This window comes from Streptococcus mitis (assembly GCF_000722705.1).
GTDB lineage: Bacteria > Bacillota > Bacilli > Lactobacillales > Streptococcaceae > Streptococcus > Streptococcus mitis_P.
In genome coordinates, this window is the sequence record NZ_JPFW01000004.1 from 123,735 (window position 1) to 144,008 (window position 20,274).

Annotated in this window: 24 protein-coding genes; all 24 read left to right on the plus strand. The window is 39.6% G+C overall.

What is annotated here, in order from left to right; genetic code table 11:
* The first annotated feature begins 126 nt into the window (after positions 1–126).
* The 24 genes from rbfA to SK642_RS01900 all read left to right on the plus strand — a co-directional run bounded on the left by rbfA (position 127) and on the right by SK642_RS01900 (position 20,264).
* Positions 127–477, plus strand: coding sequence for a 30S ribosome-binding factor RbfA (gene rbfA, locus SK642_RS01785; protein WP_001273601.1), 351 nt, complete (start codon positions 127–129; stop codon positions 475–477).
* 95 nt (positions 478–572) lie between these two features.
* The gene (locus SK642_RS01790; protein ID WP_000368734.1) at positions 573–806 is read left to right on the plus strand and encodes a DUF1858 domain-containing protein; all 234 of its coding nucleotides are present in this window, start codon (positions 573–575) and stop codon (positions 804–806) included.
* Positions 806–2,140: a DUF438 domain-containing protein gene (locus tag SK642_RS01795; RefSeq protein WP_033683112.1), complete on the plus strand. Its 1,335-nt coding sequence runs from the start codon at positions 806–808 to the stop codon at positions 2,138–2,140. Before SK642_RS01790 ends, SK642_RS01795 begins: the two co-directional genes overlap by 1 nt.
* Positions 2,141–2,149: 9 nt before the next feature.
* Complete coding sequence (locus SK642_RS01800) at positions 2,150–2,404, plus strand: DUF1912 family protein (protein ID WP_000119707.1); 255 nt, start codon at positions 2,150–2,152, stop codon at positions 2,402–2,404.
* A gap of 95 nt (positions 2,405–2,499) precedes the next feature.
* Positions 2,500–2,895, plus strand: a complete 396-nt coding sequence (locus tag SK642_RS01805) for a helix-hairpin-helix domain-containing protein (RefSeq protein ID WP_033683113.1) — start codon at positions 2,500–2,502, stop codon at positions 2,893–2,895.
* A 282-nt stretch (positions 2,896–3,177) separates the two neighbouring features.
* A complete protein-coding gene (locus SK642_RS01810) occupies positions 3,178–3,750 on the plus strand; it encodes a flavin reductase family protein (protein WP_033683115.1) in 573 nt (190 codons plus the stop codon).
* Positions 3,743–4,303, plus strand: a complete 561-nt coding sequence (locus SK642_RS01815; protein WP_033683116.1) for a GNAT family N-acetyltransferase — start codon at positions 3,743–3,745, stop codon at positions 4,301–4,303. The genes SK642_RS01810 and SK642_RS01815 overlap by 8 nt, the downstream gene beginning before the upstream one ends.
* Entirely contained in the window at positions 4,303–4,881 is a 579-nt protein-coding gene (locus tag SK642_RS01820; protein ID WP_033683117.1) for an AAA family ATPase, read from the plus strand. The genes SK642_RS01815 and SK642_RS01820 overlap by 1 nt, the downstream gene beginning before the upstream one ends.
* Positions 4,874–7,522, plus strand: coding sequence for a valine--tRNA ligase (locus SK642_RS01825; RefSeq protein WP_033683118.1), 2,649 nt, complete (start codon positions 4,874–4,876; stop codon positions 7,520–7,522). The genes SK642_RS01820 and SK642_RS01825 overlap by 8 nt, the downstream gene beginning before the upstream one ends.
* 171 nt (positions 7,523–7,693) lie before the next feature.
* Positions 7,694–8,449, plus strand: a complete 756-nt coding sequence (locus SK642_RS01830) for a DUF3883 domain-containing protein (protein WP_033683119.1) — start codon at positions 7,694–7,696, stop codon at positions 8,447–8,449.
* A gap of 114 nt (positions 8,450–8,563) precedes the next feature.
* On the plus strand, positions 8,564–9,151 hold the full coding sequence (rpoE, locus tag SK642_RS01835; RefSeq protein WP_033683120.1) for a DNA-directed RNA polymerase subunit delta: 588 nt from the start codon (positions 8,564–8,566) through the stop codon (positions 9,149–9,151).
* Between the two features lie 235 nt (positions 9,152–9,386).
* Positions 9,387–10,994, plus strand: a complete 1,608-nt coding sequence (locus tag SK642_RS01840) for a CTP synthase (protein ID WP_033683121.1) — start codon at positions 9,387–9,389, stop codon at positions 10,992–10,994.
* A gap of 119 nt (positions 10,995–11,113) precedes the next feature.
* On the plus strand, positions 11,114–12,187 hold the full coding sequence (locus tag SK642_RS01845; RefSeq protein WP_033683122.1) for an N-acetylmuramoyl-L-alanine amidase family protein: 1,074 nt from the start codon (positions 11,114–11,116) through the stop codon (positions 12,185–12,187).
* Positions 12,188–12,277: 90 nt separating this feature from the next.
* Positions 12,278–12,577 (plus strand): DUF4651 domain-containing protein, encoded by a 300-nt coding sequence (locus SK642_RS01850; protein ID WP_001815024.1) that lies wholly within the window; start codon positions 12,278–12,280, stop codon positions 12,575–12,577.
* Positions 12,574–12,891 carry a thioredoxin family protein gene (locus SK642_RS01855; RefSeq protein ID WP_000615777.1) on the plus strand — a complete coding sequence of 106 codons (318 nt, stop codon included), beginning with the start codon at positions 12,574–12,576 and terminating at the stop codon, positions 12,889–12,891. The genes SK642_RS01850 and SK642_RS01855 overlap by 4 nt, the downstream gene beginning before the upstream one ends.
* Before the next feature lie 14 nt (positions 12,892–12,905).
* Positions 12,906–13,532, plus strand: a complete 627-nt coding sequence (gene ytpR, locus SK642_RS01860; RefSeq protein WP_033683123.1) for a YtpR family tRNA-binding protein — start codon at positions 12,906–12,908, stop codon at positions 13,530–13,532.
* 41 nt (positions 13,533–13,573) lie between these two features.
* The gene (locus SK642_RS01865; protein ID WP_033683126.1) at positions 13,574–14,335 is read left to right on the plus strand and encodes an SDR family NAD(P)-dependent oxidoreductase; all 762 of its coding nucleotides are present in this window, start codon (positions 13,574–13,576) and stop codon (positions 14,333–14,335) included.
* A gap of 77 nt (positions 14,336–14,412) precedes the next feature.
* Positions 14,413–14,808 (plus strand): single-stranded DNA-binding protein, encoded by a 396-nt coding sequence (locus SK642_RS01870; RefSeq protein ID WP_033683127.1) that lies wholly within the window; start codon positions 14,413–14,415, stop codon positions 14,806–14,808.
* A gap of 87 nt (positions 14,809–14,895) precedes the next feature.
* The gene (locus SK642_RS01875) at positions 14,896–15,861 is read left to right on the plus strand and encodes a substrate-binding domain-containing protein (protein WP_020903141.1); all 966 of its coding nucleotides are present in this window, start codon (positions 14,896–14,898) and stop codon (positions 15,859–15,861) included.
* A complete protein-coding gene (locus SK642_RS01880; protein ID WP_033683128.1) occupies positions 15,861–17,198 on the plus strand; it encodes a sensor histidine kinase in 1,338 nt (445 codons plus the stop codon). The genes SK642_RS01875 and SK642_RS01880 overlap by 1 nt, the downstream gene beginning before the upstream one ends.
* Positions 17,173–17,856: a response regulator transcription factor gene (locus tag SK642_RS01885; RefSeq protein WP_033683129.1), complete on the plus strand. Its 684-nt coding sequence runs from the start codon at positions 17,173–17,175 to the stop codon at positions 17,854–17,856. The genes SK642_RS01880 and SK642_RS01885 overlap by 26 nt, the downstream gene beginning before the upstream one ends.
* Positions 17,853–19,145 carry an ABC transporter substrate-binding protein gene (locus tag SK642_RS01890; RefSeq protein WP_033683130.1) on the plus strand — a complete coding sequence of 431 codons (1,293 nt, stop codon included), beginning with the start codon at positions 17,853–17,855 and terminating at the stop codon, positions 19,143–19,145. The genes SK642_RS01885 and SK642_RS01890 overlap by 4 nt, the downstream gene beginning before the upstream one ends.
* Positions 19,146–19,305: 160 nt before the next feature.
* A complete protein-coding gene (locus SK642_RS01895) occupies positions 19,306–19,743 on the plus strand; it encodes a PTS sugar transporter subunit IIA (protein WP_033683131.1) in 438 nt (145 codons plus the stop codon).
* A 26-nt stretch (positions 19,744–19,769) separates the two neighbouring features.
* Positions 19,770–20,264: a PTS system mannose/fructose/N-acetylgalactosamine-transporter subunit IIB gene (locus SK642_RS01900; protein ID WP_020903146.1), complete on the plus strand. Its 495-nt coding sequence runs from the start codon at positions 19,770–19,772 to the stop codon at positions 20,262–20,264.
* Positions 20,265–20,274: the final 10 nt, after the last annotated feature.

Consider the following 20,274-nt stretch of genomic DNA (forward strand, 5'->3'; position numbering starts at 1 on the left):
CTTGATGAACCCTCAGTTCTATCTAAGGCTTGTTTCCTAGATTCAAATGGCTCTAGTTCCTCTATCTAATAAAAATAGCTAGGTCTGCTGGCCTAGCTTTTGGTTCAAAGTAGAGAAAGGAATATCATGGCAAATCATTTCCGTACGGATCGTGTGGGCATGGAAATCAAGCGTGAAGTCAATGAGATTTTGCAAAAGAAAGTCCGTGATCCGCGTGTCCAAGGTGTGACCATCACAGATGTTCAGATGCTGGGTGACTTGTCTGTTGCCAAGGTTTACTACACCATTTTGAGTAACCTTGCTTCAGATAATCAAAAAGCCCAAATCGGGCTTGAGAAAGCAACTGGTACCATCAAACGTGAACTTGGTCGCAATTTGAAATTGTACAAAATCCCAGATTTGACCTTCGTCAAAGACGAATCCATCGAATATGGAAACAAGATTGACGAAATGCTACGCAATCTGGATAAGAATTAAGAAAGAGGGGCAACCCTCTTTTTTGGTGTGTGGCAGTCCTCCTTATGGTATAATAAAATAAATAATATCATTTATAAACGATAATGGAGGTCGTCATGGACAATATCATCGATGTGTCAATTCCTGTTGCAGAAGTGGTGGATAAGCATCCAGAAGTCTTGGAAATCCTAGTGGAGCTGGGTTTTAAACCCCTTGCTAATCCCTTGATGCGTAATACTATCGGTCGCAAAGTATCGCTTAAACAGGGTTCTAAGCTGGAAGGAACCCCTATGGACAAGATTGTCCGCACACTGGAAGCGAATGGCTACGAAGTGATTGGATTAGACTAATGGCAGATGAACGGATTCATGTCCTACGGGATATTTTGTTAGAATTGCATAATGGCGCCTCTCCTGAGTCAGTTCAAGAGCGCTTTGATGCGACCTTTACAGGTGTTTCAGCCATCGAGATTTCCCTCATGGAGCACGAGTTGATGAACTCGGACTCAGGTGTTACCTTTGAAGATGTCATGGAGCTCTGTGATGTCCATGCCAACCTTTTTAAAAATGCTGTTAAGGATGTCGAAGTTGCAGATACCGAGCACCCAGGACACCCAGTTCGCGTCTTCAAGGATGAAAATCTGGCACTCCGCGCTGCCTTGATTCGCATTCGGAGATTGTTAGATACTTATGAGTCTATGGAAGACGAGGAAATGCTGGCAGAGATGCGCAAGGGCTTGGTGCGTCAGATGGGACTTGTCGGTCAATTTGACATCCACTATCAGCGCAAGGAAGAACTCTTCTTTCCTATCATGGAGCGCTATGGACACGATTCTCCTCCCAAAGTTATGTGGGGAGTGGATGACCAGATTAGGGAACTCTTTCAAACAGCTTTAGCGACAGCCAAGTCACTACCAGAAGTGTCGATTAGCACTGTAAAGGAAACTTTTGAAGCCTTTGCGACAGAGTTTGAAAGTATGATTTTCAAGGAAGAGTCCATTCTCCTTATGATTCTCCTTGAGTCTTTTACCCAAGATGATTGGCTTCAGATTGCGGAGGAGAGCGATGCCTATGGTTATGCTATCATTCGTCCGTCAGAAAAATGGGTGCCAGAACGTCAGAGTTTTGTTGAGGAAAAGAGTGCAGAGGAGCAGGTACAGCTAGAAACGGCAGAAGGTCAAGTTCAGCAAGTCATAGATACGCCAGAAGGACAGTTCACCATTACCTTTACTCCTAAGGAAAAGGAAGCAGTGCTGGACCGTCATAGTCAACAGGCTTTTGGCAATGGCTATCTCTCAGTCGAGCAGGCCAATCTCATCCTCAATCATCTCCCTATGGAGATTACCTTTGTCAATAAAGACGATATTTTCCAGTATTACAATGACAATGCGCCAGCTGATGAGATGATTTTCAAACGGACCCCGTCCCAAGTTGGGCGCAATGTCGAACTCTGCCATCCACCTAAGTACTTGGACAAGGTAAAGACCATCATGAAGGGGCTTCGTGAAGGAGTCAAGGACAAGTATGAAATGTGGTTCAAGTCTGAGTCGCGAGGCAAGTTTGTCCACATCACCTACGCTGCAGTCCATGATGAAGATGGAGAATTCCAGGGTGTGCTGGAATACGTTCAGGATATTCAGCCCTACCGTGAGATTGACACGGACTATTTCCGTGGATTAGAATAAGGAGAAAAAATGAGTTACGAACAAGAATTTATGAAGGAATTTGAAGCCTGGGTCAATACCCAGATCATGATTAACGACATGGCGCACAAGGAAAGCCAAAAAGTCTACGAAGAGGACCAAGACGAGCGTGCCAAAGATGCTATGATTCGCTACGAAAGTCGCTTGGATGCTTATCAGTTCTTGCTTGGAAAATTTGAAAACTTCAAGGCAGGTAAAGGATTCCATGACTTGCCAGAAGGCTTGTTTGGTGAGAGAAATTATTAAACGAGATAGATTCTTGATTTTTCACCAAAATCTTGATAGAATATTTATATTAAATCCTTGTTAGAGCAGGGGTTTTTTATTGAAAGGATTTTATCATGTCAAAGAAACTCAATCGTAAAAAACAATTACGAAATAGCCTCCGTCGTGCAGGTGCTTTTTCAAGTACTGTGACTAAGGTTGTAGAAGAGACAAAAAAAGTCGTAAAACGTGCAGAACAGTCAGCAAGCCAAGCTGGTAAGGCTGTTTCTAAAAAAGTTGAACAAGCAGTAGAAGCTACCAAAGGGCAAGCTCAAAAAGTAGCTAATTCTGTAGAAGATTTTGCAGCAAACTTGGGTGGACTTCCACTTGACCGTGCCAAAACTTTCTACGACGAAGGAATTAAGTCTGCTTCAGATTTTAAAAACTGGACTGAAAAAGAACTCCTTGCCTTGAAAGGAATTGGCCCAGCTACCATCAAGAAATTGAAAGAAAACGGCATCAAGTTCAAGTAATCTTTCTTGAGTCTTGCATTTCCGAAAAAATCTTGCTACAATAGAGCCATTAGAGGTGTTTTGAATCCCGCATTTTACAGAAAGTGGCGGCGCTGAGAAGTCCACAAATGTGTCAAAACTGGTTGCTAATGGATGAAAAATTGAAATAAAAGTGTCTTTTTGTTTTAAAGACGAGAGTTGCGGGCAACTGCCCGAAATTGGGTGGTACCGCGGATAACATATTCGTCCCTGTCATGTAGATGGCAGGGCTTTTCTTTTGCGTCATAGTCAAAGGAGGTTGTTATGAAGCAATCTTTTAAAACAAGTAAACTCTACTATGGCTTTCCTATCTTCATTTTGGGGTATCAGGATCAGAATTTTGGACACAATATTACGACCTGTAGCTCCTCCTATAGTTTGGGAAATTGGCTAGTCATCGGTGTTGGTGCTGAGGAAAATGCGGCTGAGCAAATCAAGCATTACCAGAAGTTTACTGTGAATATACCTGATGAAAATCTCATGCTTGAGATGGAGCAGGCTGGTTTTATCAGTCATCGAGAGAAATTGAAACATCTGGGGCTAGACTACGAGATTTCTGAACGGAGCCAGGCACCGATTTTAAATCCCTGTCCAGTCGTTTTAGAATGTCAAGTTGATAGAATTATTGAGGAAGATGGAATCTGTCATATCTTTGCTAAGATTATCGAACGACTAGCTGATCCAGAACTTTTGGATGACAAGGGGAATTTTAAAAATGACCGTTTTGCGCCGACTTACTTTATGGGGGATGGCCACCAGCGCGTTTATCGCTATTTAGATGACCGAGTAGACCCTATGGGGAGCTTCATCAAGAAAGCGAGGAAGAAGGATGGTTAGAGCAACATTACCTGAACGAATCGAAACGGAGCGACTTATCCTACGAGTCCGCACAGTGGCGGATGCTGAGGATATCTTTGACTATGCTAGTCGTCCAGAAGTTTCTTACCCAGCAGGTTTTCCACCTGTCAAGACCTTGGAAGATGAGGTTTACTATCTAGAGCATATCCTTCCTGAGCGTAATCAAAAGGATAATCTCCCAGCAGGCTATGGGATTGTTGTCAAAGGGACTGATAAAGTTATCGGCTCTGTTGATTTCAACCATCGTCATGAAGATGATGTTCTTGAGATCGGCTATACCTTGCATCCAGACTATTGGGGTCGAGGTTATGTTCCAGAAGCAGCGTGTGCCTTGATTGATCTAGCTTTTAAAGAACTTGGTCTTCACAAGATTGAACTAACTTGCTTTGGATATAACCTTCAAAGTCAACGAGTCGCGGAAAAGCTTGGCTTTACCCTCGAAGCTCGCATAAGAGACCGCAAAGATGCCCAAGGGAATCGCTGTGATGATTTGAAATATGGCTTGCTGAGGAGTGAGTGGGAGGTGATTTGATGCATCTTTTCATCATCGGTGCTCCAGCCTCAGGAAAAATGACCATTGGTCAAGAACTATCTCGACTGACGAATGCTACCCTATTTTATAACCATCAAGCCATCGATTTTGCACTAGAAATCTATCAGGATTATACCGAGGAGATGTGGGAATTTATTCGTGGAATGACCTTTTCTTTCCTTGGAGCTAGCGCTAGAAATCAGCGGTCGGTGATTTTAACAGACGTGATTGATTTTTCAAATCAGTACCAGCTGATGTATTTGAAGCAAATTCAGGATTTGTTGAATGGCTATCATCAAGAGATTCTTTTTGTTGAATTGGAAACAAGTCTTGAAGAGTGCTTGCGTCGAAATCGAACGGAGAATCGATTAAAGCACAAACCCTTAAAACGACATATTGAGGTATCTGAAAGAGAAATTTTAGAGACTGCTGAAACACTTCAATTAAATTCCCAACATCAACCGAACGAGTTGCACCACTACTTTAAAATAAATAATACGAATCTGTCTGCAGAAGAGGTTGCTAAGCAGATTCAAGATAAAATAAATACAATAGAGAAAGGACAAACACATGTCTAAAGAACTTTCACCTAAATACAATCCAGCCGAGGTTGAGGCTGGTCGTTACCAAAAATGGCTTGATGCCGATGTTTTCAAGCCTTCAGGAGATCAAAAGGCTAAGCCTTATTCAATCGTGATTCCACCACCAAACGTGACTGGTAAACTTCACCTTGGTCACGCTTGGGATACGACTCTTCAGGATATTATCATTCGTCAAAAACGCATGCAAGGTTTTGATACGCTTTGGCTTCCAGGGATGGACCATGCGGGGATTGCGACTCAGGCTAAGGTTGAGGAGCGCTTGCGTGGTGAAGGCATTTCCCGCTATGACCTTGGTCGTGAAAAATTCCTCGAGAAAGTCTGGGAATGGAAAGACGAGTATGCCACTACTATCAAGGAACAATGGGGCAAGATGGGACTCTCTGTAGACTACTCTCGTGAGCGTTTCACTCTTGATGAAGGTTTGTCAAAAGCTGTTCGCAAGGTCTTTGTGGACCTTTACAAGAAAGGCTGGATCTACCGTGGTGAGTTTATCATCAACTGGGACCCAGCAGCTCGCACAGCTCTTTCTGATATCGAGGTGATTCACAAGGACGTAGAAGGTGCTTTCTACCACATGAACTATATGCTAGAAGACGGCTCACGCGCCCTTGAAGTTGCGACAACTCGTCCTGAGACCATGTTTGGGGACGTTGCGGTTGCGGTTAACCCAGAAGACCCACGCTACAAGGACCTGATTGGTAAAAACGTCATCCTTCCTATCGCTAATAAACTCATCCCAATCGTGGGGGACGAGCACGCAGACCCTGAGTTTGGTACTGGTGTCGTGAAAATCACACCTGCCCATGATCCAAACGACTTCTTGGTTGGTCAACGCCACAACTTGCCACAAGTCAATGTTATGAATGACGACGGAACTATGAACGACTTGGCCTTTGAATTTGCAGGTATGGACCGTTTTGAAGCTCGTAAGGCAGTAGTTGCCAAGTTGGAAGAAATTGGTGCCCTCGTCAAAATTGAAAAACGTGTCCACAGTGTTGGTCACTCAGAGCGTACAGGTGTTGTGGTTGAACCACGCTTGTCTACTCAATGGTTCGTTAAGATGGACCAATTGGCTAAGAATGCTATTGCCAACCAAGACACAGAGGACAAGGTTGAATTCTACCCACCTCGTTTCAACGATACCTTCCTCCAATGGATGGAAAATGTTCACGACTGGGTAATCTCTCGTCAGCTCTGGTGGGGTCACCAAATCCCTGCTTGGTACAATGCTGAGGGTGAAATATATGTCGGCGAAGAAGCTCCAGAAGGCGACGGTTGGACTCAGGACGAAGACGTCTTGGATACTTGGTTCAGTTCTGCCCTTTGGCCATTCTCTACCATGGGCTGGCCGGATGTCGACTCAGAAGACTTCAAACGTTATTATCCAACATCAACTTTGGTGACTGGTTATGATATTATCCCGTTCTGGGTATCTCGAATGATTTTCCAAGGTTTGGAATTTACTGGCAAATCGCCATTCAAAAATGCATTGATTCATGGTCTCATTCGTGATGAGCAAGGCCGTAAGATGTCTAAATCACTGGGCAATGGGATTGATCCGATGGATGTTATTGATAAGTACGGAACAGATAGCCTGCGTTGGTTCCTTTCAAACGGTTCTGCACCAGGTCAAGACGTGCGCTTCTCTTACGAGAAAATGGATGCTTCATGGAACTTCATTAACAAGATCTGGAACATCTCTCGCTACATTCTCATGAACAATGAAGGTTTGACCCTTGAGCAAGCAACGGCTAATGTGGAAAAAGTTGTTAACAAGGAAGCTGGAAACGTCACTGACCGCTGGATTCTCCACAACCTCAATGAAACAATCGGAAAAGCAACTGCCAACTTTGACAAGTTTGAATTTGGTGTCGCTGGACACATCCTCTACAACTTCATCTGGGATGAGTTCGCGGACTGGTACGTTGAGTTGACTAAGGAAGTCCTTTATAGCGATAACGAAGAAGAGAAAGTCATCACACGTTCTGTTCTCCTTTATACTTTGGACAAGATCCTTCGTCTCCTCCACCCAATCATGCCATTCGTGACAGAGGAAATTTTTGGACAAATCTCAGAAGGCTCTATCGTTACAGCGGAATACCCAACTGTTAATCCAGCCTTTGAAGACCTTGCTGCTCACACAGGTGTGGAAAGTCTTAAAGACTTGATCCGTGCTGTTCGGAATGCGCGTGCTGAAGTAAACGTAGCACCAAGCAAGCCAATCACCATCCTTGTCAAGACAAGCGATAGCGACCTGGAAGCTTTCTTTAACAGCAATGTCAACTACATCAAACGCTTCACAAATCCAGAACACTTGGAAATAGCATCGATCATCCCTGCACCTGAACTCGCTATGTCAAGCGTCATCACAGGAGCAGAAATCTACTTGCCACTCGCAGACCTCCTCAATGTCGAAGAAGAACTGGCTCGTCTCGACAAGGAGCTGGGTAAATGGCAAAAAGAACTGGATATGGTCGGTAAGAAGCTCTCTAACGAACGCTTCGTAGCCAACGCCAAACCAGAAGTCGTCCAAAACGAACGCGACAAACAAGCCGACTACCAAGCGAAATACGACGCGACTGTAGCACGTATTGATGAGATGAAGAAGTTAATCTAGCAATCTAAAATTACTTCATCCTTTGTTAGCTCATCTTGCCGTACACAAGTACAGCCTACGATGAGCTGCCTAGGCTGAAGCGGATTTTAATCTTGCTAGATTCCTACAAAACACGGTTAAATGCCGTGTTTTTTGGTATAATAAAATCAATATCTATTGATGGAGAAAGTGATGTCTAAACACCCTCATTATGAATTGTTAAATTTAATTGGCTATGGTCTTGCCAAGTTTGACAAGCTTTTTATAACAGAATTTCAATGTTCTAGTAAGTCGGAGTTTTATCGCTATGTGGTTTCTCTGGGAATTGCTGAAACAACTGGAGTTGTAAAAAATAGAATGGACTTATTCGATCCTTATTTTGACAATAATCGAAAAGGTTGGTGGCAGAAAGCTGAAGTTTACCGTTTTCGTAAAGATTTAATTGATATGATGTTTGGAAATGAAGATGTTCATAGTTATGCTGAAATAGTAAAAATGTTACTTTCCAGTGAAGGAAAGGAAACAGGCATTACTACTATTGAAAAACCAATCATTCGAACTAAATTCAAACGTCTACAGGAAACTGGGATGGAGGCAGAAAATTATTTTATCCTTCATTTTGATAAAGAAGAAAAATTTCAAGGTGGACAATTAACCGACGCCCGCCTCTATGGCGATGGATATGATTTCCAAGTAGATGTTCAAGAACATTCTTATCTTGCCGAAGTTAAAGGAATTCGAAAATCTAAGGGTCGCATTCGATTGACTGCCAACGAATTTGAGAAAGCTAAAGAGTTTCAATCTGATTTTATTTTATCTCTAGTTACCAACCTAGATGATATTCCAAAGCTAGTGTTAATTGATAATCCTTTAAAACATTTTGAGTTTAAAAAGAATATTATCAAAAATGAAATCATTGAATATAGAAGCTTAGAAGATTTGTATTAGTTCCCCTTAACTTTTGACTATTCCGCAAAATTATCGTAAAATAAAGAGTAAATGATAAAATGAGGTCAGAGTCTGTTTGCTCTGGCGATAGTAGTATAAATGAGGAGAAACGCTTTGGAATTAGAAGTATTTGCTGGGCAAGAAAAAAGTGAACTATCTATGATTGAGGTAGCGCGTGCTATCTTGGAACTTCGTGGTCGCGATCATGAGATGCATTTTAGCGATCTTGTAAACGAAATTCAAAACTACCTTGGAACATCAAACAGCGATATCCGTGAAGCTTTGCCTTTGTTCTACACAGAGTTGAACTTTGACGGCAGCTTCATCTCACTTGGAGATAACAAATGGGGTCTTCGTTCATGGTATGGCGTAGACGAAATCGATGAAGAAATCATCGCTCTTGAGGAAAATGACGACGATGAAGTGACACCAAAAGATAAGAAAAAACGTGTCAATGCCTTCATGGATGGTGATTCAGATGCTATTGACTACAATGCGGATGATCCAGAAGACGAAGATGCATACGAAGCAGATCCAGCTCTTTCATACGATGATGAAAATCCAGATGATGAGAAAAATGAAGTGGAAGCTTACGATGCAGAAATCAACGAAATCGCCCCAGATGACTTGGGAGAAGACGTGGATCTCAACGAAGAAGACGACGAGTTTTCTGATGATGACGCTGAAAACATCGAGGAATAAAAGTTAGCTATTGACAATTATCCTATTTTTAGGTATCATATTGTTCGGGCACCTCTTTTAGAGGTCGGGGCTCCCTAGTTCTTAGGGAGCTATTTTTGTTTTTTCAAGAAGTTATCTTCTTGTATTTTAGTTGTGAATCTGGCGCAGTCGTCCCAGATTATCTTATTAGTAGGGTCTTGTTTCCTATGTCCCCTCGTAGTTAACAAGACTTTGAGCATTTTAGAAAGAGGAATCTATGTCTACGAAATATATTTTTGTAACTGGTGGTGTGGTATCGTCTATTGGGAAAGGTATTGTGGCAGCGAGTCTAGGCCGTCTCTTGAAAAATCGTGGTCTCAAAGTGACGATTCAAAAATTTGACCCTTATATCAATATCGATCCGGGGACTATGAGCCCTTATCAGCACGGGGAAGTCTTTGTGACAGATGATGGGGCTGAGACAGATTTGGACTTGGGCCACTATGAACGTTTTATCGATATCAATCTCAACAAATATTCTAACGTGACTACTGGTAAAATTTACAGTGAAGTTCTGCGTAAAGAACGCCGTGGAGAATACCTTGGGGCAACTGTTCAAGTCATTCCTCATATCACAGATGCTTTGAAAGAAAAAATCAAGCGTGCCGCTGTAACGACCGACTCTGATGTCATTATCACAGAGGTTGGTGGAACAGTAGGAGATATCGAGTCCTTGCCATTCCTAGAGGCCCTTCGTCAGATGAAGGCAGATGTTGGTGCGGATAATGTTATGTACATCCATACAACCTTGCTTCCTTACCTCAAGGCTGCTGGTGAAATGAAAACCAAACCAACTCAACACTCTGTCAAAGAATTGCGTGGCTTGGGAATTCAACCAAATATGTTGGTTATTCGTACAGAGCAACCAGCTGGTCAAGGAATTAAAAACAAACTAGCCCAGTTCTGTGATGTGGCACCAGAAGCCGTTATCGAATCGTTGGATGTTGAGCATCTTTACCAAATTCCATTGAACTTGCAGGCGCAAGGTATGGACCAGATTGTCTGTGACCATTTGAAACTAGACGCACCAGTAGCGGATATGACAGAATGGTCAGCCATGGTGGATAAGGTCATGAACCTGAAAAAACAAGTTAAAATTTCCCTTGTTGGTAAGTATGTTGAGTTGCAAGATGCCTACATTTCTGTGGTTGAAGCCTTGAAACACTCTGGTTATGCCAACGACGCAGAAGTTAAAATCAATTGGATCAATGCCAATGATGTGACAGCAGAGAATGTGGCGGAACTCTTGTCTGATGCGGACGGAATCATCGTACCAGGTGGTTTCGGTCAACGTGGTACTGAAGGGAAAATACAAGCTATCCGCTATGCGCGTGAGAATGATGTTCCAATGTTGGGAGTCTGCTTGGGAATGCAGTTGACATGTATCGAGTTTGCTCGTCACGTTTTAGGACTCGAAGGTGCCAATTCTGCAGAGCTTGCACCAGAAACAAAATACCCTATCATTGATATCATGCGTGATCAGATTGATGTTGAGGATATGGGGGGAACCCTTCGTTTGGGACTTTATCCATCCAAGTTGAAACGTGGCTCTAAGGCAGCAACTGCTTATCATAATCAAGAAGTGGTGCAACGTCGTCACCGTCACCGTTATGAGTTTAACAATGCCTTCCGTGAGCAGTTTGAGGCAGCAGGCTTTGTCTTCTCAGGAGTTTCTCCAGACAATCGTTTGGTCGAAATTGTGGAAATTCCAGAAAATAAATTCTTTGTAGCCTGTCAATATCACCCTGAACTGTCAAGCCGTCCAAATCGTCCAGAAGAGCTCTACACTGCCTTTGTCACTGCAGCAGTTGAGAACAGCAATTAGCTAGATTATAACCTTTGAGAAGAATCTCAGAGGTTTTTTGCTTGCATATTTAGGATAATGTTTGCAATTTAAAAACATAGTGATATAATTAACATAAAAAATCCTAAGGAGGATCTACGATGAAAAAAATCACATTATTTGGTTTGTCTCTAGCTGGTCTAGCTTTACTGGCTTTTCCACATTCAGGGCAGGCATTTGAGCTTAAAGAAGAATGGGTTGTTAAGTGTGGAGTACAGTATCAAGATGGCAAGATTCTTCGGTTTAACAATGGTCATGAAGTGGATATCAAAGTCTTGGATTTACCAAAAAACGAGAAAATCGAGTGGACAGTTAGTCTCAATGGTCAAGATCAGACAGTCAATTTTCTAGGTCAAGAAAAGGACAAGTCTATGATTGGTATAGAAGGGCGTTACCTGAATTTCTATGTTCCATATGGCTATAGAGGAGATATCAAGGTCGAGGCCAAGAGCGGCAACGAAGTAAAGACCTGGTCAACGAAAGTTGTGGGTGATATTCATAATGATAGTGGAAAGAGAGGCTACTACCATATTAAAGAATCAAATGATCAATACACCTACCTTGATACAAAATGGGATTATCAAACCAAGACTTACACTGCTACCTTACCAGAGACTGTCAATGGTCAAAAAGTCTTTGCTTGGGCAGACTATGGCAATGGCGAGTTGAAACTTGAAAAACTAAAATCTATCAGTCATAAATATGATGGAGAATCTTTCAAAGAACTTTATCCGATTGTAAAAGCAGAAAGCTGGCTAAAATCAGAGCAAAATTGGTACTATCAAAAACAAGGTAAATTAGTGCAGAATACTTGGGTTAAAGACAAGGGAACTTGGTACTTTATGAATGATAAAGGAGTCATGTTCAATCAAACTTGGCTTTATCAAGGTGGCAACTGGTATGCCTTTAAATCATCAGGAGCCATGATTGCTAGTGATTGGCTTTACGATCAAGGCAAGTGGTACTATTTATCAACTTCAGGAGCCATGAAAGCAAGCACTTGGGTTTATGACAAGGGAGAATGGTATTATGTAAGTTCTTCTGGTGCCATGATTGCGAATGATTGGGTCAAAGACAATGGTAAGTGGTATTATCTAGCTTCATCAGGTAAGATGCTTCGCAATACCTACACCCCTGATGGTTACTACGTTGGCAACTCAGGTGCCTGGCAATAAGAATAAGAAGTCCTTTTTCTTAAAGGAAGAGGCTTTTTACTTGCTTTTCTGCTGCTTCCTCATTTGTCCTGAAGCGTTTTTTGTGTTAAAATGAATGGTATGAAAGCTAAAAAAATGTGGATGGCAGGCTTGGCTCTGCTTGGTATTGGAAGCCTTGCCCTTGCTACTAAAAAAGTTGCAGATGACCATAAGCTCATGAAGACTCAGGAAGAGTTGACAGCGATTGTGCGAGACCATTTTTCAGACATGGGGGAAATTGCGACCCTCTATGTTCAAGTTTATGAAAGCAGTCTAGAGAGCTTGGTTGGTGGCGTCATTTTTGAGGATGGCCGTCATTATACCTTTGTCTATGAAAATGAAGACCTAGTCTATGAGGAGGAAGTCTTATGATACAACCAGCAAGTTTAGAAGAATTAGCATCTTTAGTAGAAAAAGATGGCAAGAAGGTCTTTCTTTTTGTAGCAGACTGGTGTGGCGATTGTCGTTATATCTATCCTGCCTTACCAGAAATTGAGGAGACCAATCCAGAGTTTACCTTTATTCGAGTGGATAGAGACCAGTATATGGATTTGGCCAAACTCTGGGATGTATATGGAATCCCTAGCCTTGTTGTTCTAGAAAAGGATAAGGAAATCGGCCGTTTTGTCAATCGCGACCGTAAAAGCAAGCAACAAATTAACGACTTTTTAGCAGGACTGAAATAGGAGAAAAGGAAACAATGATTTTTACATATAACAAAGAACATGTCGGTGATGTCCTTATGGTCATCGTGAAAAACAGCGGAGATGCCAAACTAGATGTGGAACGCAAAGGCAAGGTAGCCCGTGTTTTTCTCAGAGAGAATGGGGAAACAGTGGCTTGGAATATTTTCGAAGTTTCAAGTTTATTTGAAATTGCAGAGCGCGGTCAAGTCTTTTTAACTGATGAGCAAGTCGCTCGTTTGAACCAAGAGTTGCAGGCGGAAGGCTTTGTGGAAGAAATTGTTAATGACAAGGAACCTAAGTTTGTTGTTGGTGAAATTGTCGAGATGGTAGCTCATCCAGATAGTGACCACCTCAACATTTGCCAAGTTGCAGTCGCAAGTGACAAGACAGTGCAAATCGTTGCAGGGGCTCCTAATGCGCGTGTTGGGTTGAAAACCATTGTGGCTCTTCCTGGAGCTATGATGCCCAAAGGCAATCTTATTTTCCCAGGCGAACTTCGTGGTGAAAAGAGTTTTGGTATGATGTGCAGCCCTCGTGAATTGCATTTGCCAAATGCTCCGCAAAAACGTGGTATTATTGAATTATCAGAAGACCAAGTTGTTGGAACACCATTTGATCCAGCTAAGCACTGGACTGTTTAAGAAGTTGTCAGTATCTGATAGACCAGATAGAAGGAAATAAGATGGCAAAAAATGTAGTGATTACAGGAGCGACATCAGGAATTGGTGAAGCGATTGCGCGTGCTTATCTGGAGCAGGGTGAGAATGTCGTTCTAACTGGACGACGGATAGACAGACTAGAAATTCTCAAGTCGGAGTTTGCAGAAACTTTTCCAAATCAAACAGTTTGGACTTTTCTCCTAGATGTCACGGATATGACAATGGTAAAGACTGTCTGCTCTGATATTCTAGAAACGATAGGTCAGATTGATATTCTGGTCAACAATGCAGGCTTGGCTCTAGGTTTAGCACCTTATCAGGACTATGAAGAGTTGGATATGCTGACCATGTTGGATACCAATGTCAAAGGTTTGATGGCAGTCACTCGCTGTTTCTTGCCAGCAATGGTAAAAGCCAATCAAGGACATATCATCAATATGGGCTCAACCGCAGGAATTTATGCCTATGCAGGTGCAGCAGTTTATTCAGCTACCAAGGCAGCAGTTAAGACCTTTTCAGATGGTCTGCGAATTGATACCATCGCAACGGATATCAAGGTGACAACTATTCAGCCTGGAATTGTCGAAACAGATTTTTCGACAGTACGTTTTCATGGTGACAAAGAGCGGGCTGCGACGGTTTATCAGGGAATCGAAGCCTTGCAGGCACCAGACATCGCAGACACAGTAGTCTATGTGACCAGTCAACCTCGTCGTGTGCAGATTACAGATATGACCATTATGGCAAATCAACAAGCGACAGGTTTCATGGTTCATAAAAACTAAAAAATTTTCTCGAAAAGTTACAAATTTCTGTAACTTTTTTTGATTTCCTACGAATAGATAAGTAGGAGGAAGAAAATATGTATAATAAAGTTATCTTGATTGGACGTTTAACGTCTACACCAGAATTGCATAAAACCAACAATGACAAGTCAGTAGCGCGTGCAACTATCGCTGTGAACCGTCGTTACAAAGACCAAAACGGTGAACGTGAAGCTGATTTTATCAATATGGTCCTATGGGGCAGACTAGCAGAAACTTTGGCAAGCTACGCAACCAAAGGTAGTCTCATTTCCGTTGATGGGGAATTGCGTACCCGTCGCTTTGAGAAAAATGGTCAAATGAACTATGTGACCGAAGTTCTTGTGACAGGATTCCAACTTTTGGAAAGTCGTGCCCAACGTGCTATGCGTGAAAATAATGCAGGACAGGATTTGGCAGATTTGGTTTTGGAAGAGGAAGAATTGCCATTTTAAACATTGAAAAGTCTGAGTTGCTCTCAGGCTTTTTTATACTGTCTAAATGTGTTACAATGAACTAGTTGAAACTTTTTGGAGGTTGGAATGAGTAGAGAATATACAAGAACAATCGTCAAAATTATATTTTGTACAGTAGTCGTATTTGTTTTTGCGATTTATACTCATGTGAGTCAGACAGATCCTATTCCGGGACAAATAAAAGTTGGAGCGACTTATATGACGATGAATAGTGAATTTTATAGACATTTACATAATGAGATTCAACGCTATTCTGATTCAGAAGGTCAGATATTGTATACTCGGGACGCAGAGATGAGTGAAGAAAAACAGAGTAAACAAATTGATGAGTTTATAGAGAAGCGAGTGAATGTTATTGTTATTAATCCGGTTAAGAGTGATAGCGAGCAAATTGTAGAAGCGTTAAGTAGGGCAAAGAATTTTGGAATTAGAGTTATAGCAGTAGATAGTCAGTTGAATAATATAAAAGTTGATACGAGCATAGTTTCTGATAATTACCATGCTGGGATATTAATTGCCAAGGATTTGATGAAACGTACCTCAAATGCTCATATTCTTTTGTTAACGCACAAAGATGCTTTATCAGCTAATCAGAGAATAACTGGTTTTTTGGATACAATAAAATCAGAAGAACATTATCAAATTATCTCAGAAAGAGAAACGGTTGGTCAAACAGAGTATGCTATGACTACTGTAGGTGATGCGTTATCTGAAGGTTTACAATTTGATGCTATAGTGGCTTTAAATGATAGAGCAGCTATAGGAGCTTTAGCAGCAATTAAAGAATTGAAAGTAACTTCAAAAAAACTTATTTACGGAATAGATGGTTCACCAGATATGAAGCATTTATTAGCTACAACAGATGAAGTTACGGGAACGGTTGCTCAATTTCCATCTCATATGGGTAGAAAAGTATCGGAAACAATAGATTTATTAGTAAAAAAAGAAGAAGTTGAAGAATTATATACTATACCTGTACAATTTGTTGATAAAAATAATATAATTCAGTTTGATATTAATGGGTGGCAGTAATGAAACAGGTAAAAGGTGTCCAGTACTCTATAATTTTGCTTTTGTTAATTAATTTTCTAACCATTATATACAATGGAGCTTTGTATATACAGATTACAAACTATGTAATTTCAAAGGGACAGATGATACTCTTATTGGGAGAATTAAACAATATTTCAAAATCACCTGACCAGATTTTTTGGTATTCAATTATTTTTTTCGTCGGTATTATTTTTATATCTACCTATAAAATGTATTCAACTGAGAAAAAATGGCCAATTTTTTCAAAATGGAATTTGCTTGAAATAGTATTAATGATTGGTGTTATATGGTCACAAAATCTGTCATACAATGGAATAATATTATTAGTTTTTGCTGATATATTCTATAGTTCAAGAGAGTTTCAAGACTCTGATAGTAAACGTTCTTGGATTATTTTTATTTTCTTGAGTTTTTTAATGTTACTTTTAACAGACTATGAAATCTTGTCACTATTTATAAAAGTTCCCTCTCTTTCTACCTATATCCAATTTTATCCATCGTCCATACGAGGTGTAGTGTTATTTTTAGAAAATACATTGACGTCATTAAATGTTATTATTTTCATCATCTCTTTATTGTCTTATATCCTGTACGTGATTAAAGAACATCATAATATTGAGGAAGAGCTTAAAATGTTATCTAGAGTCAACACTGAATTGAATCATTACATATCGTTATCAGAGAAAATCGCTGAAGATCGAGAAAGGAAAAGAATTGCTCGGGAAATTCATGATACTCTAGGGCATGCGTTGACAGGAATTTCAGCAGGGATTGATGCTGTTTCTGTACTAATTGATGTTCATCCTATCCGTGCTAAAGAACAGTTGAAAAATGTTTCAAATGCAGTTAGAGAGGGGATAAAAGATGTTAGGGGATCATTACATAGACTAAGACCAGGAGCTTTGCAAAATAATGGTTTAAAAGATGCTCTAATATTAATGATTAGTGAGTATGAGTCTCTATCTAAACTCTCTGTCGATTTAAAATATGAATGGGGAAATATTGATTTAGATGTTATACAGGAAGATACTATTTTTAGGATTATACAAGAATCTATTACAAATTCTGTTCGTCACGGACATGCTAGTAAAATGAGCATTCACTTTATGAGTGAGGATAACAACATAATAGTTTTGCAAGATAATGGAATAGGTTTTGACGACTTACAAATTGGGTATGGCTTGAAACAAATGAGAGAGCGAGTTTCTATTTTAGGTGGTTCTATTCATTTTGAAAATAGGGAAGGATTTTACACTAAAATAGTTTTTCCAAAAATAGGAGGTGAAGTATATGATAAAGGTAATGATTGCAGATGATCAGGCGTTAATTAGAGAGTCCTTGCAGATCATTTTATCAGTATATGCTGATATTGATGTGGTATCCGTCGTTGGTGATGGTATTGAAGCTATGGACAACATCATGACTGTAAAACCGGATATAATTTTAATGGATATTAGAATGCCCAGAATGGACGGAGTATTGGCTACAAAAGAAATCAAAAAACGTTTTCCAAATATAAAAATTATAATCTTAACAACATTTGATGACGACGAATTTATTTTTAGTGCTTTAAAATATGGTGCATCTGGCTATTTATTAAAAGGAGTTTCAACAGACGAGTTATACCAAGCCATTCAGACAGTGTATAAAGGTGGAGCTATGATTAATCCTAATATAGCTAGTAAGGTATTTCAATTGTTCTCGCAGATGGCACAGACCAATTTTTCTATTACTGTGAAGGAAGAGAATATTGAAAATATATCACTGACAGAATGGAAAATTATTCAGCAAGTGGCATTTGGAGAATCAAATAAGGAAATTGCCAGTAATCTTTTTTTATCCGAGGGAACAGTGCGCAATTACCTTTCTATCATTCTTTCAAAACTAAATTTGAGAGATAGGACACAGTTAGCCATATGGGCTGTACAAACAGGTGTGACACAAAAGAATTTTTCGAAGGAAATGGATAAATGAAAGTAAAGCAATTGTTTCTAGCGATACTGTTTGTGTTAAGTTGCTTGAGTTTATTTCTTATTTGGGAAAACAAGCAGATAAAGATTATTAGACTGGGTTTTTATTCTGATTCTAGTTGGGGAATTCCTACAGGGAATAACAGCTATGTACTAGATGAGGCTATTAAGAAATTTGAAGAGCTTCATCAAGGGGTTAAAATTGTATATGATTCAGGTATTCCTAAGGAGGAGTATTCTAATTGGATTTCAAGTCAAATTTTAAAAGGTTCTGAACCGGATGTATTTCTATTATCAAGCGACCAATTATCTTTATTTGCATCAAAAGGTATTTTAAAAAACCTAAATTCCTATCTGTCTCAAGAAGATGCCTCTAATTTCTATGATGTATCTTTGCAGGCAGCAAAATACGGAGATGATTTATACGGTCTTCCATATGAAAGCAATCCCATGTTGATGTGTGTAAATCAAGATTTACTTTTAAGAGAGGGCATTGAAATTCCTAAAGTAGGGTGGACACTGAAAGATCTATATGAGATTAGTAAAAAAATTACAAAAGATACCGATGGAGATGGAATCGTTGATCAATTTGGGATAACAGGATATAGTTGGAAAGAATCTCTAGCAGCCTTTGGAGTTACTATTTCTGAGAGTGGGATTCCTCGTATAGATTCGTCAGAAATGAAGGATGCTTTATCCTATATAAGGGGATTGAATCAATTAAACGGACGCTACAAAGTAACCTATAAAGATTTTGATGAAGGACATGTGGCCTTTTATCCAATGAGTTTGGCACAATATCGTACATATAAACCTTTTCCTTATCATGTGGCCAAATATACAAATTTTAACTGGACATGTATTTCGTTGCCAACGACTAAGGAAGACATTCGTTCGACTGTAACAGATACTTCCTTATACGTGGTTTCTTCGCGTGCTCGCAATTCAAACCTTGCCGTATCGTTTATAGAATTTTTAACAATTAATCGTGAAATTCAACAAAATTTATTTAATAAGGGTCAAGGAAGCTCAGTATTACCAGAGGTAGTAACTAGTTTGAAAAGTGAAGAGTTGATGAAGAAAGGAATGATTGGTCAAAATGCCTTAACGACTACTTCACTGGATTATATAATGAAAAATTCAATTACAACTATTTCAAAAGGGATAGATTCAAAATCATTAGTTGGAATAGAAGAAAGATTAGAAGCATTATCTATGGATGAAAATAACACGGATATTGAAGGTAGTCTTATTAAGTTACAAAAAGAACTAGATATAGGAACCCTTAAATAGATATCAAGATTATTATTTCTTAAATAATACGAACATGGCAGATGTCTTTATTGACATTTGTCATTTTTTTATTGACATTTATCAATAAACTTTTGTGACATTTAACAATTATAAAGTGAAGATAAGGATGATAGAATAAAATCAATAAAAGGAGGGAAATATGAAGTATTTGATATTAGTCAGTCATGGAGGACTTGCAGAGGGATTGAAATCATCTCTTTCTATGTTTGCTTCGGATAAGGTAGATGATGTCATAGCGATTGGCTTAAAAGATGGAGAAAGTCTTGCAGTTTTTTCTGTAGAGGTCAAGAATGTTATTGCATCTCTGGATGAAAATGATTCGGTTCTTGTTTTAGCAGATATTGTTGGGGGAAGTCCTTTAACAACTGTTGCAACAGTATTAGAAGAATTTGGAAAATTAGAGAATGCAACTATTTTGGGAGGTATGAACTTAACAATGGCACTTACAGCAGTGGTGATGAAAGACATTCTGACTGGAAGTGAACTTGTTTCTACGATATTAAACGAATCATCATCGGCTCTACAAGAATTTGAAGTAGGATCAGATGATAATCTTAATGAAGAAGACGATATTTAGTTATATAAGGAAAGGGATAAAAAATTATGGTAGTAACATTTGTACGAATTGACGATAGAATGATTCATGGACAAACAGTCACTAGATGGGCAAAAGAACATCCATGTGATGGATTAATTGCAGTAAATGACGCTGCTGCATCTAATAAGGTTTTAATTCAGGCATATAAAGGTGCGTCAGATAAAAAAACATTTGTTTGGACAAAGGAAGCGTTTAAAGAAAAATCATCTAAAGTAACAGAATCGGATAGTAGATATTTTTTGATTACTAAGAATCCAATTGATATGAAAGAAATTTTAGTAGACCAGGGCTTTATTCCAGGAGATGTTAAAGAGATTATTGTAGGACCTGCTAACGATAGACCAGGTGCTATCAAGTTGGGAAATAATCAATCAATTACTCAAGAGGAAGCAGTTGCACTAGAAGCAATTGAAAAAGCAGGATATAAAGTTAGATTCCAATTATTACCAGATGTATCTATTGGCTATTGGAGTGATTTTAAATCAAAATTTGGATTTTAATAATGAAATA